General features: G+C 65.8%; 15 protein-coding genes. 8 read left to right on the top strand and 7 right to left on the bottom strand.

The window, feature by feature from the left end; genetic code table 11:
- The first annotated feature begins 82 nt into the window (after window positions 1-82).
- On the top strand, window positions 83-598 hold the full coding sequence (locus LQD11_RS00460) for a GlcG/HbpS family heme-binding protein (protein WP_050814189.1): 516 nt from the start codon (window positions 83-85) through the stop codon (window positions 596-598).
- Between the two features lie 113 nt (window positions 599-711).
- A complete protein-coding gene (locus tag LQD11_RS00465; RefSeq protein ID WP_238615766.1) occupies window positions 712-1,539 on the top strand; it encodes a UDP-2,3-diacylglucosamine diphosphatase in 828 nt (275 codons plus the stop codon).
- A gap of 12 nt (window positions 1,540-1,551) precedes the next feature.
- Here LQD11_RS00465 and znuA read toward each other — a convergent pair whose 3' ends face one another.
- Window positions 1,552-2,523: a zinc ABC transporter substrate-binding protein ZnuA gene (znuA, locus tag LQD11_RS00470; RefSeq protein ID WP_238615767.1), complete on the bottom strand. Its 972-nt coding sequence runs from the start codon at window positions 2,521-2,523 to the stop codon at window positions 1,552-1,554.
- 97 nt (window positions 2,524-2,620) lie between these two features.
- On the opposite strand from znuA, the gene znuC reads away from it, so the two are divergent.
- Complete coding sequence (gene znuC, locus LQD11_RS00475; protein WP_008931124.1) at window positions 2,621-3,469, top strand: zinc ABC transporter ATP-binding protein ZnuC; 849 nt, start codon at window positions 2,621-2,623, stop codon at window positions 3,467-3,469.
- Window positions 3,462-4,274 (top strand): zinc ABC transporter permease subunit ZnuB, encoded by an 813-nt coding sequence (znuB, locus tag LQD11_RS00480; RefSeq protein ID WP_090202843.1) that lies wholly within the window; start codon window positions 3,462-3,464, stop codon window positions 4,272-4,274. The genes znuC and znuB overlap by 8 nt, the downstream gene beginning before the upstream one ends.
- 4 nt (window positions 4,275-4,278) lie before the next feature.
- On the opposite strand, the gene LQD11_RS00485 is transcribed toward znuB, so the two are convergent.
- From LQD11_RS00485 to LQD11_RS00505, 5 genes are read right to left on the bottom strand one after another with little or no spacing between them, the layout of a single operon-like run.
- Window positions 4,279-4,779 carry a dihydrofolate reductase gene (locus tag LQD11_RS00485; protein ID WP_276315640.1) on the bottom strand — a complete coding sequence of 167 codons (501 nt, stop codon included), beginning with the start codon at window positions 4,777-4,779 and terminating at the stop codon, window positions 4,279-4,281.
- Entirely contained in the window at window positions 4,776-5,609 is an 834-nt protein-coding gene (locus LQD11_RS00490) for a thymidylate synthase (protein WP_238615768.1), read from the bottom strand. The genes LQD11_RS00485 and LQD11_RS00490 overlap by 4 nt, the downstream gene beginning before the upstream one ends.
- Window positions 5,602-6,399 (bottom strand): prolipoprotein diacylglyceryl transferase, encoded by a 798-nt coding sequence (gene lgt / locus LQD11_RS00495; RefSeq protein WP_238615769.1) that lies wholly within the window; start codon window positions 6,397-6,399, stop codon window positions 5,602-5,604. The genes LQD11_RS00490 and lgt overlap by 8 nt, the downstream gene beginning before the upstream one ends.
- Before the next feature lie 20 nt (window positions 6,400-6,419).
- A complete protein-coding gene (locus tag LQD11_RS00500; RefSeq protein ID WP_238615770.1) occupies window positions 6,420-7,622 on the bottom strand; it encodes a class I SAM-dependent rRNA methyltransferase in 1,203 nt (400 codons plus the stop codon).
- A gap of 44 nt (window positions 7,623-7,666) precedes the next feature.
- A complete protein-coding gene (locus LQD11_RS00505; protein WP_238615771.1) occupies window positions 7,667-8,146 on the bottom strand; it encodes a protease complex subunit PrcB family protein in 480 nt (159 codons plus the stop codon).
- A 121-nt stretch (window positions 8,147-8,267) separates the two neighbouring features.
- Here LQD11_RS00505 and LQD11_RS00510 point away from each other — a divergent pair, with 121 nt between their 5' ends.
- From LQD11_RS00510 to LQD11_RS00525, 4 genes are all read left to right on the top strand, one after another.
- Window positions 8,268-9,101 (top strand): GNAT family N-acetyltransferase, encoded by an 834-nt coding sequence (locus tag LQD11_RS00510; RefSeq protein WP_238615772.1) that lies wholly within the window; start codon window positions 8,268-8,270, stop codon window positions 9,099-9,101.
- Window positions 9,076-9,846: a lysophospholipid acyltransferase family protein gene (locus LQD11_RS00515; RefSeq protein ID WP_238615773.1), complete on the top strand. Its 771-nt coding sequence runs from the start codon at window positions 9,076-9,078 to the stop codon at window positions 9,844-9,846. The genes LQD11_RS00510 and LQD11_RS00515 overlap by 26 nt, the downstream gene beginning before the upstream one ends.
- Before the next feature lie 331 nt (window positions 9,847-10,177).
- Entirely contained in the window at window positions 10,178-11,416 is a 1,239-nt protein-coding gene (locus LQD11_RS00520; RefSeq protein WP_238615774.1) for a glycosyltransferase family 4 protein, read from the top strand.
- Window positions 11,407-11,946: a phosphatase PAP2 family protein gene (locus LQD11_RS00525; RefSeq protein ID WP_238615775.1), complete on the top strand. Its 540-nt coding sequence runs from the start codon at window positions 11,407-11,409 to the stop codon at window positions 11,944-11,946. Before LQD11_RS00520 ends, LQD11_RS00525 begins: the two co-directional genes overlap by 10 nt.
- Window positions 11,947-11,958: 12 nt before the next feature.
- Here LQD11_RS00525 and LQD11_RS00530 read toward each other — a convergent pair whose 3' ends face one another.
- Window positions 11,959-12,798 (bottom strand): symmetrical bis(5'-nucleosyl)-tetraphosphatase, encoded by an 840-nt coding sequence (locus LQD11_RS00530; protein ID WP_238615776.1) that lies wholly within the window; start codon window positions 12,796-12,798, stop codon window positions 11,959-11,961.
- Window position 12,799: the final 1 nt, after the last annotated feature.

The following is a 12,799-nucleotide window of genomic DNA, read 5'->3' on the forward strand; positions in this document are numbered from 1 at the left end:
TCTACACTCAAGGACATCACAACAAGGGGCCGGCATCCGACCGGCCCCGCCGGTCCTTGCCACCACCATGGAGTGAAAGCCGATGTCGATGAAACTGCCCGCCACCCTGGCCGCCACCGCCCTGACCCTCGGCCTGGTTGCCGCCCCCCTTCAGGCCGATGAGGCCCCGGTGACCATGAACATCAAGGTCATGACCCTGGATACCGCCTCGCGGCTGGCCTGGGCCACCCTGGAGGCCTGCCGCGAGGCGGGCGTCAACGTGGCGGTCACGGTGGTGGACCGTGGCGGCAACACCCAGGTGGTCCTGCGGGATACCCTGGCGGTGGATCTCACCCTGGAGATCAGCCGACAGAAGGCCTATACGGCCATGTCCTTCAATGGCCCCCTGTCGGAGATGGAGGACCGCTTCACCAAGCCCTTCCAGGTGGGCAAGGTGGACGGTGTGGTGTTCTCCGCCGGCGGACTGCCGATCCATGCGGCGGGCCGGATCATTGGCGGCATCGGCGTGAGCGGCGCCCCGTCCGGGGAGACTGACGAGATGTGCGCCCGCAAGGGGCTGGACGAGATCCGGATGGATCTGGAAATGGTTCAGCCCTGAGCCCGGGGCCGGTCACGTAGTCACCGTGCCATGTTTCCTTCACCGTGCCGTGATCGTCCTGTCATCCGGCCGGGTCACCCTGTCTCCTGTGTAGAACAGGGGACAGCACCGCCATGGCCGCCATCGAATGCCGCAGCATCTTCATTTCCGACGTCCACCTGGGTACCCGGGAGTGTCGCGCCGAGTACCTGCTGGATTTTCTGGAATCCTCCCACTGCGATCATCTCTATCTGGTCGGAGACATTTTCGACCTGTGGAGCATGCGCCGCCGGGTGTACTGGAGCGCCGAGCACAGTGCCGTGATCCAGGCGATCCTGGACAAGGCCCACGCGGGCACCCGGGTGATCTATATCCCGGGCAACCATGACGGCGCCCTGCGCGTCTTTGCCGGGACGGAATTCCAGGGCATCCAGGTGCGTCTGGAAGCGGAGCATCTGACTGCCGACGGTCGTCGCTTCCTGGTCAGCCATGGGGATGAGTTCGATGCCCTGGTCAGGCACAACCGGTTGGTGAAGACCCTGGGGGACGGCGCCTATCAGGTATTGCTGCGACTGAACCGGCATTACAATCGCTGGCGGGGATACATGGGGCATCCCTACTGGTCCCTGTCCGCCCATGTGAAGAACCGGGTGACCAGGGCCCGGCGCTACATGCGTCACTTCGAGGAGGCCGCGGCCCGCGAGGCGGTGCATCGCGATTACGATGGCTATATCTGCGGCCACATCCACAAGGCCGGTATCGAGTCCATCGACGGGGTGCTCTACTGCAACGACGGCGACTGGGTGGAGCATTGCACCGCCCTGACCGAGGATTTCCAGGGCAATCTGCATCTGCTGCACTGGTCGGACCATATCCGCACCGAGGTCATCCACCCGGTGCCGTCCAAGGCCGCCGCGGCGGATCTGCCGCTGGCGGCCCGGATCGGTGTCGCCGTCCCCTGAAGACCGGGTTGCTTAGCGACTCAGGCAGTCCACCAGGCTCTGCCCCAGGTTTTCCAGCAGGTGGAAATAGCTTTCCACGCCCGCCGGCAGGTCCGCGCCCAGCGGATCCAGCACGCCGGTGCGTGCCCCGGTGCCGTCGATCAGGGTTTCCACGATGGCCGGCCGGAACTGGGGTTCGCTGAAGACGCAGATGGCATCGGAATCCTGAATCCGCTGACGGATCTCCTGGATCCGGCGCGCACCCGCCGGGCGGGCGGGATCCACCGTCACCGAACCCGCCGGGGTCAGACCGTAGTGTCTTTCAAAGTACTGATAGGCATCGTGGAACACGATGAAGGGGTGTCCCTGCACCGGCTCCAGCCGGGCCTGAAGCGTGGCATCCAGGGTCTCCAGGCGGGCCAGGATGCGATCCCGGTTTTCCCCGTAGCGGTCAGCATGGTCGGGGTCCTTGTCGGCCAGGACGTCGGCCACATGGCGGACGATACGGGCCGCGTTCTCGGGCGATAACCAGACATGGCTGTCCACGTCATGGTGATGATCGTGACCATGGCTGTGACTATGGCTATGGCTATGACCATGGTTGTGGTCATGACCGTGGCCGTGGTCATGGCGATCCCAGATGCCTCCCTCCCGTAGTTCATGACGCACCAGGTCGGCGTCCTTGAGCAGGGTGACTTTTGTCACGGATTCCGGCAGTCTGGCCAGAGGCCGCTCCAGAAAACCTTCCAGGTCGCGGCCCACCCAGATCACCACCTGGGCCGACTGCAGATGCCGCATGTCCGAAGGACGCAGGGCGTAGTCATGGGGAGAGGCCCCGCCGGGCACCAGCAGCACCGGCTCTGCCACGCCTTCCATGATCCCGCTGACCAGATTGTGGATCGGGGGTATGCTGACCACGACCCGAGGGGCTGCCTGCAACACCGTCGGCAGGAGCATGACCAGTACCAGGGCCGTGAGGCCCGCAAGCAATCGGCGGCTGCGCATGGGTGAATGGACTCCATGGTTGATGTGGGTTATGTAATACTATAACAATCTTCCCGGAAAACACTTCCATCCTTTCTCTGCGCCGAGTCCGGTTGCCATGTTCCCTCTGTCCCGTCTGATCCGATCCCGTGATGATGCCGTGCCGGCTCGCGGCGCCCTGGTGGCGGCGCGGCAGGTGGGTCTGGTGGCGGGGGGGCGGCGCATTCTGGACGGGGTGGACATGGCGGTGGAAGCCGGCCGGATCGTCACCCTCATCGGTCCCAACGGCGCCGGCAAGACCACCTTGCTCAAGGTGTTGCTGGGGCTGCTCTCACCCACCGGCGGCCAGGTCCTGCGCCGGCCGGGGCTGCGTATCGGCTACATGCCCCAGCGCATCCAGGTGGATGAGATCCTGCCCATCACCGTGCGTCGCTTCCTTGGGCTGGGGGGGCGCTTTCCCAGGGACCGACTGGCCCGGGTGCTGGCGGAAGTGGGCTGCGCCCATCTGCTGGAACAGCCCGTACAGTCGGTGTCCGGCGGGGAGATGCAGCGCATCCTGCTGGCCCGCGCCCTGTTGCGGGAACCCCATCTCCTGGTGCTGGATGAGCCCGCCCAAGGGGTTGACGTGGCCGGGCAGGGGGAGGTGTTCCAGCTCATCGCCCGCCTGCGCGACCGCTACGGCTGCGGGGTGCTGATGGTGTCCCACGAGTTGCACCTGGTCATGGCCGCCGCCGATTCGGTGATCTGCCTGAATCAGCATGTGTGCTGTACCGGCAAGCCGGACGTGGTGAGCCGTGATCCCGCCTATCTCAAACTGTTCGGCAAGACCATGCCAGCGGGCATGGCCCTGTACACCCATCATCACGATCACCGCCATGATCTGCACGGCGACGTGGTGGCGTTTGAGGGGGAAGGGCCGCCCGGGCGCGGCTGCCCCGGGTCGGAGGCCCATCGGCACCATGGATGATTTCATTGTCCGGGCCTTGCTCGGCGGCATGGCCGTGGCCCTGGTGGCGGGGCCGCTGGGTTCCTTCGTGGTCTGGCGCCGGATGGCCTATTTCGGCGATACCCTGGCCCATTCCGCCCTGTTGGGAGTCGCCCTGGGTTTTCTCATCGGTCTGAACGTGAATCTGACCGTGGTCATCCTCTGTGTAACCCTGGCCCTGGTGCTCATGTTGCTGCAGCGGCAGCGACGGCTGGCCACGGACACCCTGCTGGGCATCCTGGCCCACAGCAGTCTGTCCCTGGGATTGGTGGCGGTGGCCTTTCTGGAAGGGGTCCGGATTGATCTGATGGCCTACCTGTTCGGCGACATCCTGGCGGTGTCCCATGAGGACCTGATATGGATCTTCCTCGGTGGCGTGCTGGCCCTGGGGATGCTGGCGGCCCTGTGGCGACCCCTGCTGGCGATCACGGTGCATGAGGATCTGGCCCGGGTGGAGGGGGTGAGGGTGACCCTGGTGAGCATGGGTTTCATGCTGCTCATGGCCCTGGTCATTGCCGTGGCCATGAAGGTGGTGGGCATTTTGCTGATCACCTCGTTGATGATCATTCCGGCGGCGGCGGCCCGGCGGTTGTCGTCCACGCCGGAGCGGATGGCCCTGTTCGCGGCCCTGATCGGCTGTCTGGCCGTGGCCGGCGGTTTGTGGGGGTCCCTGACCTGGGATACCCCCGCCGGACCTTCCATCGTGGTGGCGGCGGCATTGCTGTTTGCCGTGATCTTCAGTCTGCCGGGGGCTGCCCTGCTGCGTCGGCTCCGTACGCCGTCCTAGCCGGCTAGAGGCGGCGCTCCAGGGTCAGGAAGGTGTAGGGATAGGGGTTTTTGTCATCGGCATCATGGGCTTCCCGGGCCACTTCCTGCCAGGTCTCGTTGAGCTGGGGCAGGAAGGTGTCTCCCTCGAAGGCATGCTCGATCACCGTCAGGTGCATCCGCCGGCACAACGGCAAAAGATGCCGGAACAGGTCCGCCCCGCCGATGACGAAGATCTCCTCCACCGCCCCGGCGGCCGCCAGGGCCTGGTCCAGGTCGTGGACCACCGTGCAGCCGGGGGCCTGGAAATCCGGATCCCTCGTCATCACCAGACTGCGTCGGCCCGGCAGCGGGCGACCAATGGACTCGAAGGTCTTGCGCCCCATGAGCATGCAGCCGCCCATGGTCAGACGCTTGAAGTGGGCAAGATCCGCCGGCAGGTGCCAGGGCAGGCGGTTGTCGGCGCCGATGAGCCGGTTGCGGTCCATGGCGACCACGGCGGTGAGCAGCGGTTGGGAATCGGTCATACGGACACCGGGGCCTTGATGTGGGGATGGGCCTGGTAATCCAGCAGGGTGAAGTCCTCGTAACGGAAGTCGAACAGGGATTTCACCGCCGGATTGAGCACCATCCGGGGCAGGGGATAGGGTTCGCGGGCCAGCTGCTCACGGGCCTGATCCAGGTGGTTCAGATACAGGTGCACGTCACCGAAGGTATGGATGAACTCCCCCGGTTCCAGATCCGTGACCTGGGCCACCATGAGGGTGAGCAGGGCGTAGGAGGCAATGTTGAACGGCACCCCCAGGAAGATGTCGGCGCTGCGCTGATAGAGCTGGCAGGACAGCCGCCCGTCGGCCACGTAAAACTGGAACAGACAGTGGCAGGGTGCCAGGGCCATGCGTCCGGCGCGGGCATTGTCCTGAGGAGAGACTCCCTCGTCCGGCAGGTCCGCCACGTTCCAGGCACTGACGATCAGGCGCCGGGAGTCGGGCCGGGTGCGGATCTGTTCCACCACCTGGCTGATCTGATCCACGTGACCGCCGCCGGGCAGGGGCCAGGACCGCCATTGCCGGCCGTAGACCGGCCCCAGATCGCCGTCCGCCGTGGCCCATTCATCCCAGATGCGCACCCCGTTGGCCTGCAGATAGGCGGTGGAGGTGTCACCTTTGAGGAACCAGAGCAGTTCGTGGATGATGGACTTCAGGTGCAGCTTCTTGGTGGTCACCAGGGGGAAGCCCCGGGCCAGGTCGAAGCGCATCTGGTGACCGAACAGGGAACGGGTGCCGGTGCCGGTGCGGTCGGATTTCTCCGTGCCCTGTTCCAGCAGTTGTTGCAGGAGCTGAAGATAACTATGCATGACGTGCTTTCTCCCGCCGCCAGGCCCAGGCCAGCAGGATGACGCCGGCCAGGATCATGGGCAGGGTGAGGAGTTGACCCAGGGTGAGCCAGCCGAAGGCCAGATAACCGATGTGGGCGTCGGGCAGGCGCCAGAATTCCACCAGGAAGCGGAACACCCCGTAACCCGCCAGGAACAGGCCGGACACCGCCCCCACCGGTCGCCAGCGTCGGGAGAAGAACCACAGGATCAGGAACAGGGCCAGCCCCTCCAGGGCCGCCTGGTAGAGCTGGGTGGGGTGACGGGGCAGCAGGTCTGCGGCCGGGAAGATCATGCCCCAGGGCAGGTCCGTGGGTTTGCCCCAGAGTTCGCCGTTGATCCAGTTGCCGATGCGTCCGGCCCCCAGGCCGATGGGGATGAGGGGGGCGACGAAGTCGGTGAGTTGCAAAAAGCGGCAACCCAGCTTGCGGGCATAGAGCCAGCAGGTGACCAGCACCCCGATCAGACCGCCGTGGAAGCTCATGCCCCCTTCCCAGAGCCGGATGAGCATCAGCGGATCACCGGCCAGGGCGTCCAGGTTGTAGAACAGGACATAACCCAGTCGCCCCCCCACGATCACGCCGATGACGCCGTAGAAGAGCAGGTCGGAGACCTGCTCCCGGTTCAGGGGGCTCCAGGGCTGGCCGGCCCGCAGCCAGCCCAGGGCCCAGAAGGCGGCAAAGCCCAGCAGGTACATGAGGCCGTACCAGTGGATCTGCAGGGGACCCAGGCTCAGGGCCACGGGATCGATGAAGGGATGTGTAGGCGTCATCGGTGGATTCTAACCTGTGGTTATTGTCCGATACAGCGACAGAGGATCGCCTTGAGATAGGCCGTCTCCGGCATGGCCGGGTGGATGGGGTGATCACTGGCCTGACCGCCGCGGGACAGGATCTGCATCTGTCGGTCCACATGGCGGGCGGCGGCATGAACCTGTTTTTCCAGGGCATCGGCCGCCATGTGCTGGGAGCAGGAACAGGCGATGAGAAAGCTGTCCCGGGCCAGGACCTGCAGGGCCATCTGGTTGATGCGCCGGTAGGCGGCGGTCCCTTCCTTGAGGTCCTTGCGGCGTTTGATGAAGGCCGGCGGGTCGACGATGATCAGATCGAAACGAGCCCGTTCCTCCCGCAGTCGGCGCAGCACCTCGAAGGCATCTCCCGCCAGGGCCTGCACCCGGTCATCCACCCGGTTCAGGCGGGCATTGGCTTCCACCTGGGCGACGGCATCGGCGGAGGCGTCCACGCAGGTGACCTGTTCAGCCCCGTGCATGGCCGCCTGGATGCCCCAGCCCCCCGCGTAACTGAACAGGTCCAGCACCCGAGCCCCGGTGGAGAGGCGCCGCAGCCAGACCCGGTTGTCCCGTTGGTCATAGAACCAGCCGGTCTTCTGGCCCGCCAGCAGGGGGACCTGGAAGCGGGCGCCGTTTTCGGTGATCTCCACGGTCTCCGGGATGGGACCGGTGGCGGGCTGCACATAGAGGTCCAGGCCTTCCAGGCTGCGCACCGGGCTGTCGTTGCGCCAGAGCACGGCGCTCGGGCGCAGCACCTTCTCGAAGGCGCTCAGCAGGGCATCCCGCAGGCGTTCCATGCCGGCGGTGGTGATCTGGGCCACCAGCACGTCGCCGTAGCGGTCCACCACCAGACCCGGCAGGCCGTCGCTCTCGCCGTGAACCAGTCGGTAGAAGGGTTCCTCGAACAAACGCTCCCGCAGGGATAGGGCCACCTTGAGGCGGTGGACCAGCAGGGAGGGGCCGAAGGGGTGATCCGCGTCCCGGGTCACCAGGCGGGCACAGATGAGGGAATTGGGGTTGGCGTAGCCCGTGCCCAGGGTGCGCCCCCGGCTGTCCTGGAGGGTCACCGGCTGGCCCGGCTCCAGGGGGCGGATGGGGGTGGCCTCCACGTCCACTTCATTGCTGAAGATCCAGGCGTGGCCGGCCAGCAGGCGCCGTTCTTCGTTTTTCTTCAGGCGCAGGGGGACGTAGTCGAGGGTTTCCATGGGGACTCCGGCAAAACGCCCATTATAGCCGTTGTCCGCGGACTTCACTTCGACGGGCCGTGCATGGGATTGCCGTCCTGGTCCTCGACGCGAACCGGCCGGTCTTGCGTCCGTTCCATGCCCAGCAGCAGGCAGGGACTGCTCAGGGCCTGGGCGGTGACGGCATCCGGGGGTGGTTCATGGTGGATGACACGGATGACCCATGTTTCCCCTTCCAGCCGGGCATGATCCCCGGCCAGTTCCAGGCGATAGCCCAGGGTGGGCCGAAGCCCCTGATGAACCAGGATGAACCGTTCCCGGGCCGGATCGGGCGGCGAGCCGGCCAGTCCGAGGCCGGTGTCGGCCAGCAGTCGCTCCAGGTCGGCCAGGGTATCGGCCATCCGGACACGCGGGGCGGGGTCGTCGTGGCCGCAATGGGCACCGGCAGCCAGTACCCGCACGGCGGCGACCTCCATTGATCCCTGGATGCACGGGGCACGGCAGCCGGTTGCCGTGATCCAGAACGGCAGGGTGAGGAGGATCATGAGGCAGGTTTTCTTCTCCACGGCCATCCGCGTTATCCCCTGGGTTGCGTGCCCTGTCCGGGTCACGGAATCGTCACCGTGTCTTCACATCCCTGAAAGGCGGGCCGCCTAGCATGGCCGCATGACGATGGAGAACCGCAAGGCCATGCAGACCGCCGACACGCTCGTGACCAATGACTGGAATGTATCACGCCCGGGGCTGAGCGTGTCCCTGGCCGCCAGTGATGATGACGTGCTGGCGTCCCAGCGTCTGCGTTATCAGGTCTTTGCCCGGGAGATGGGGGCCACCTTGCCCGAAGCGGCGGCCCGCCTGGGTCTGGATCAGGATCGCTATGACCGCTACTGCCATCATTTGCTGGTCCGTGACGTCCTCACCGGGGCCGTGGTGGCCTCCACCCGCATCCTCAAGGACACCGAGGCCCGCCTGGCCGGCGGCTTTTACTCCCAGGATGAGTTCGAACTGGACGGGCTGGATCGCCTGCCCGGACGGATCATGGAGATCGGTCGTACCTGTGTTCATCCCGATTATCGCAGCGGCACGGCCATCGCCGTGCTCTGGTCGGGGCTGGGGCGGTTCATGACCACCCACCGCATCGGCTATCTGATCGGCTGCGCCAGTATCGGGCTTCAGGATGGCGGCCATCAGGCCCACGCCATCATGGAAAGGCTCAAGGGCCGTCATTCGATGCCGGACACCCTGCAGGCGAGGCCTCGCCTGCGGTTGCCCGAACCGGTGACGGCGTACGAGGGGGGCGTGATCATGCCGCCCCTGCTCAAGGCCTACCTGCGGCTGGGCGCGCGCATCGGTGGCGAACCGTGCTGGGACCCGGACTTCAACGTGGCCGACGTGTTCATTTTTCTGGATGCGGGGCTTGTGCCCGCCCGCTACCAGCGGCATTTTCTGCGGACACCCTTAACCGCGGAATGTCATGAAAACCTTCAGATGCATCTATAGGCTGATCCCCTTGGTCCTCCACCTGTTCATTGCCGTGATCCTGACCCTGCTGCTGGGACGGCCCAACGAGGCCGGGATGCCCGATCAGCGGTTCCGGCGCGTCATTCAGTGGTGGTACCGGGTTTTCTGTCGTCTTTTCGGCGTCCGTATCCATGTGCGCGGCCAACCCTCCGACGGACCGGTGCTGTCCGTTTCCAATCACATCTCCTGGCTGGACATCCCGGTGCTGGGGGCGTATGCCCCGGTGGGTTTCCTGTCCAAGTCGGAGGTGCGGCGCTGGCCGCTGATCGGCTGGCTGTCCGGGCGTAACGGCACCCTCTTCATCCATCGCGGCGTCAACGGCGCCGCCTCCCAGGTGTCTGATCAGATGGCCGGGCATCTGGGTGGCGGCCACTCGGCGCATGTGTTTCCGGAAGGGACGACCACCCTGGGCAAGGAGGTGCGACGCTTTCATCCCCGGCTGTTCCAGGCGGCCCAGAGCGCAGGCTGTCCGGTACAGCCGGTGTCCATCCGCTACCTGCCTCCCGCGGATCATGCCGCGGCCTTCGTGGATAACCAGAATTTCCTCACCCATGCCCTGCGCCTGCTGGCCATGCCGCGGGTCGATGTGGCGCTTAGTTTCATGCCGCCGATCCCTGTCGACGGTACGGATCGTCGCGGCTTGTCCCGGGCGGCCGAAGAGGCCGTCAGGGAGGCGTTCCATGACAGCCTTCCGCCACCCATTAAAAGAGATTCCCCCTCGTAAACAACCCGCGACTGAAGTCGCAGGTTTTATCGTAGGACGAGACAATGCCTATCCCCGACATCAGGCCGGTTTACAGCAGCCCTTGGCGAGACGGCAGTCTCGCCAATCCGCCGATATTGGCGCCTCGGTGGAGAACGGCTACAGATCCTGTACTCCCACCACTTTGCGGTAACCTGGGATGCCGGCCACCGGGAACCCCGGTGCGCACCATTGGATTGGGAGCCATGCACAGCGACTTGAATGCAAGTGGCTTGATTCTACCACAGGGTGCGCTTCGCCCAACCGCAATTCCTCCCGCGATTGAAATCGCGGGTTTCCTTGCGGAGGTTCTATGAACGCCGCCGGGCGCGCCTCATCCCCGCACTGGGACCGGATTTTCGCCGAGGGTTTCCAGGACTCACCCGATGACGATGAGGTGCCCCGGCTGCGCATCGCCGTGGTGACCGAGACCTATCCCCCGGAAATCAACGGCGTCGCCCACACCCTGCATCACATGGTGCAGGGCATGCTGGCACGGGGACATCAGGTCCATCTCATCCGGCCTCGCCAGCACCGGCATGATGTCGGGGGCGGGCAGGGGGCGCTACGGGAGCAGGCCACGGCCGGTCTTCCCGTGCCCGGCTACAAGGGATTGCATTTCGGCCTGCCCGCCCGCGGCGCGATCCTGGATGTCTGGCGCGAGGACCCACCGGATGTGATCTATGTGGCCACGGAGGGCCCCCTGGGAGGCTCGGCGGTGGCCGCCGCCCGCCGCCTGAATATCCCGGTGATCAGCGGATTTCATACCAACTTCCACAGTTACAGCCGCTATTACGGGGTGGGGTTTCTGGAACCCGCCATCGGCCATTTTCTCCGCCGCTTCCATAACCGTACCCACTGCACCCTGGTGCCGACCGAGTCATTGCGTACCCATCTCACGGCGCAGGGATATCTGAACTGCCGGGTACTGGCCCGGGGAGTGGATACGGCGCTTTTCAATCCCGCTCGTCGGGATCCGGCGCTACGCCGGGAGTGGGGGTTGGAGGAGGGGGATCCGGCAGTGATCCATGTGGGGCGCCTGGCGGCGGAGAAGAATCTTTCCCTGGCGGTGGAGGCCTTTCGGGCCATGCAGTCCCATCAGCCCCGGGCGCGCTTCATCCTGGTGGGTGACGGCCCCGAGGCCGGGGAGCTGGGGCGCCTGCATCCGGACCTGATCCTGGTGGGGTCCCGGACCGGGGAAGACCTGGCCCGTCACTACGCCAGCGGCGATATCTTTCTGTTTCCCTCCACCTCCGACACCTTCGGCAACGTGGTCCTGGAGGCCATGGCCTCGGGACTGGCGGTGGTGGCTTTCGATTATGCGGCGCCGCGGGAGCATCTGCGCCACGGTGAGAGCGGACTGTTGCCGCCCCTGGGGGACCGGGATCGGTTCGTTGGTCTGGCACGGGAGCTGATCACCGATCCCGCGCGGATCCGGGACCTGGGCCAACAGGCCCGATCCGTGGCCGAGTCGTTGGACTGGCGCTGTATCCATGATCGGCTGGAAGCGCTGTTTTTCGAGTGTGCTCAAGAGAGGTCAACATGGGACTGATGCAACGAGTGACCGAGGCGGAGATTCCGGTATGCCTGGCCTTCAACCGCATGGGACACCGGTGGCTCATCAACCGGGTATTTGCGGGGATCAGCCGGTTGGGGGACGGGATCTTCTGGTATACCCTGATGGTTTGCCTGCCCCTGATCCACGGCATGCAGGCCCTCCATGTGAGTCTGCACATGGCCCTGGTGGGGCTTTTGTGCCTGCCCATCTACAAGTTTCTGAAGGCGACCACGGGGCGGGACAGGCCGTTCCGGCATAGCACCGACATCAGCCTGCACATGGCGCCGCTGGACCGGTTCAGCTTCCCCTCCGGTCATACCCTGCATGCGGTGGCCTTCACCGTGGTGCTGCTGGCCTGGTTGCCGGTCTGGGCCTGGCTGGTGCTGCCCTTTACCCTGATGGTGGCCCTGTCCCGCCTGGTGCTGGGGTTGCATTATCCCACCGACGTGCTGGCCGGTGCCGCCATCGGTGCGACGGTGGCCCTGATCAGTCTGTGGGGGATGGGGGGCGCGGTGCCCCTGTAAGCCTGCGATGGATCAGATGATCGGGGAGGGGGTTCGGTGGGCCCGGCAGGCCTGCTGGACGATGTCCGGTGTGGGGGTATCCAGACGGGCCAGGGTCATCCGCCCGCCCCAGACGCAGCCGGTGTCCAGGGTGAGGACCTGCTGTTCATAACGGCAGCCGATGGTGGACCAGTGACCCACCACCAGCTTCAGGTCGGCGCTGGCCCGGCCCGGTACCTGGAACCAGGGCAGCAGGCCGGAAGGCTGGGTGCCCGGTGCCCCCTTGTGATCCATGTCCAGGGTGCCGTCCCGGGTGCAGTAGCGCAGGCGGGTGAAACAGTTGGTGATGAAGCGCAGGCGGGACCAGCCGGACAGGGCCGGGTCCCAGCGGTCGGGCTGGTCACCGTACATCCGCTGCAGCAGGGTGCGGTAGTCGGGGCCGCGCAGTACCCGGTGCAGTTCGTCCGCGCAGGCCAGGGCCGTGGCCAGGTCCCACTGGGGGGGCAGGCCGGCATGGACCATGGTCCAGCCGGCCAGGGCATCATGGTGCAGCACCGGCTGCCGACGCAGCCAGTCCATGAGTGCCTCCCGGTCCGGGCTGTCCAGGATGGGCTGGACGGTATCCCGGCGCCGGGGTTTGTGCAGACCGGCGTGGATGGCCAGCAAATGCAGATCGTGGTTGCCCAGCACCGTCACCGCCGCCTCCCCCAGGGACTGCACGAACCGCAGGCAGCCCAGGGAGTCCGGCCCCCGATTGACCAGATCCCCCACCAGCCACAGCCGATCCCGGGCCGGGTCGAAACGGACCCGGTCCAGGAGCTGTTTCAGCGGGTCAAGGCAGCCCTGCAGGTCGCCGACGGCATACAGTGCCATG

Source organism: Ectothiorhodospira shaposhnikovii, from assembly GCF_022227765.1.
Taxonomy (GTDB): Bacteria; Pseudomonadota; Gammaproteobacteria; order Ectothiorhodospirales; family Ectothiorhodospiraceae; genus Ectothiorhodospira.

What these genes read in the sequence shown, in the direction of transcription:
- znuC (WP_008931124.1), top strand. Translation starts at nt 2,621, where the DNA reads ATGTTCCCTCTGTCCCGTCTGATCCGATCCCGTGATGATGCCGTGCCG.
- LQD11_RS00490 (WP_238615768.1), bottom strand. Translation starts at nt 5,609, where the DNA reads ATGCATAGTTATCTTCAGCTCCTGCAACAACTGCTGGAACAGGGCACG.
- znuB (WP_090202843.1), top strand. Translation starts at nt 3,462, where the DNA reads ATGGATGATTTCATTGTCCGGGCCTTGCTCGGCGGCATGGCCGTGGCC.
- lgt (WP_238615769.1), bottom strand. Translation starts at nt 6,399, where the DNA reads ATGACGCCTACACATCCCTTCATCGATCCCGTGGCCCTGAGCCTGGGT.
- LQD11_RS00520 (WP_238615774.1), top strand. Translation starts at nt 10,178, where the DNA reads ATGAACGCCGCCGGGCGCGCCTCATCCCCGCACTGGGACCGGATTTTC.
- LQD11_RS00510 (WP_238615772.1), top strand. Translation starts at nt 8,268, where the DNA reads ATGACGATGGAGAACCGCAAGGCCATGCAGACCGCCGACACGCTCGTG.
- znuA (WP_238615767.1), bottom strand. Translation starts at nt 2,523, where the DNA reads ATGCGCAGCCGCCGATTGCTTGCGGGCCTCACGGCCCTGGTACTGGTC.
- LQD11_RS00485 (WP_276315640.1), bottom strand. Translation starts at nt 4,779, where the DNA reads ATGACCGATTCCCAACCGCTGCTCACCGCCGTGGTCGCCATGGACCGC.
- LQD11_RS00465 (WP_238615766.1), top strand. Translation starts at nt 712, where the DNA reads ATGGCCGCCATCGAATGCCGCAGCATCTTCATTTCCGACGTCCACCTG.
- LQD11_RS00505 (WP_238615771.1), bottom strand. Translation starts at nt 8,146, where the DNA reads ATGATCCTCCTCACCCTGCCGTTCTGGATCACGGCAACCGGCTGCCGT.
- LQD11_RS00530 (WP_238615776.1), bottom strand. Translation starts at nt 12,798, where the DNA reads ATGGCACTGTATGCCGTCGGCGACCTGCAGGGCTGCCTTGACCCGCTG.
- LQD11_RS00525 (WP_238615775.1), top strand. Translation starts at nt 11,407, where the DNA reads ATGGGACTGATGCAACGAGTGACCGAGGCGGAGATTCCGGTATGCCTG.
- LQD11_RS00460 (WP_050814189.1), top strand. Translation starts at nt 83, where the DNA reads ATGTCGATGAAACTGCCCGCCACCCTGGCCGCCACCGCCCTGACCCTC.
- LQD11_RS00500 (WP_238615770.1), bottom strand. Translation starts at nt 7,622, where the DNA reads ATGGAAACCCTCGACTACGTCCCCCTGCGCCTGAAGAAAAACGAAGAA.
- LQD11_RS00515 (WP_238615773.1), top strand. Translation starts at nt 9,076, where the DNA reads ATGAAAACCTTCAGATGCATCTATAGGCTGATCCCCTTGGTCCTCCAC.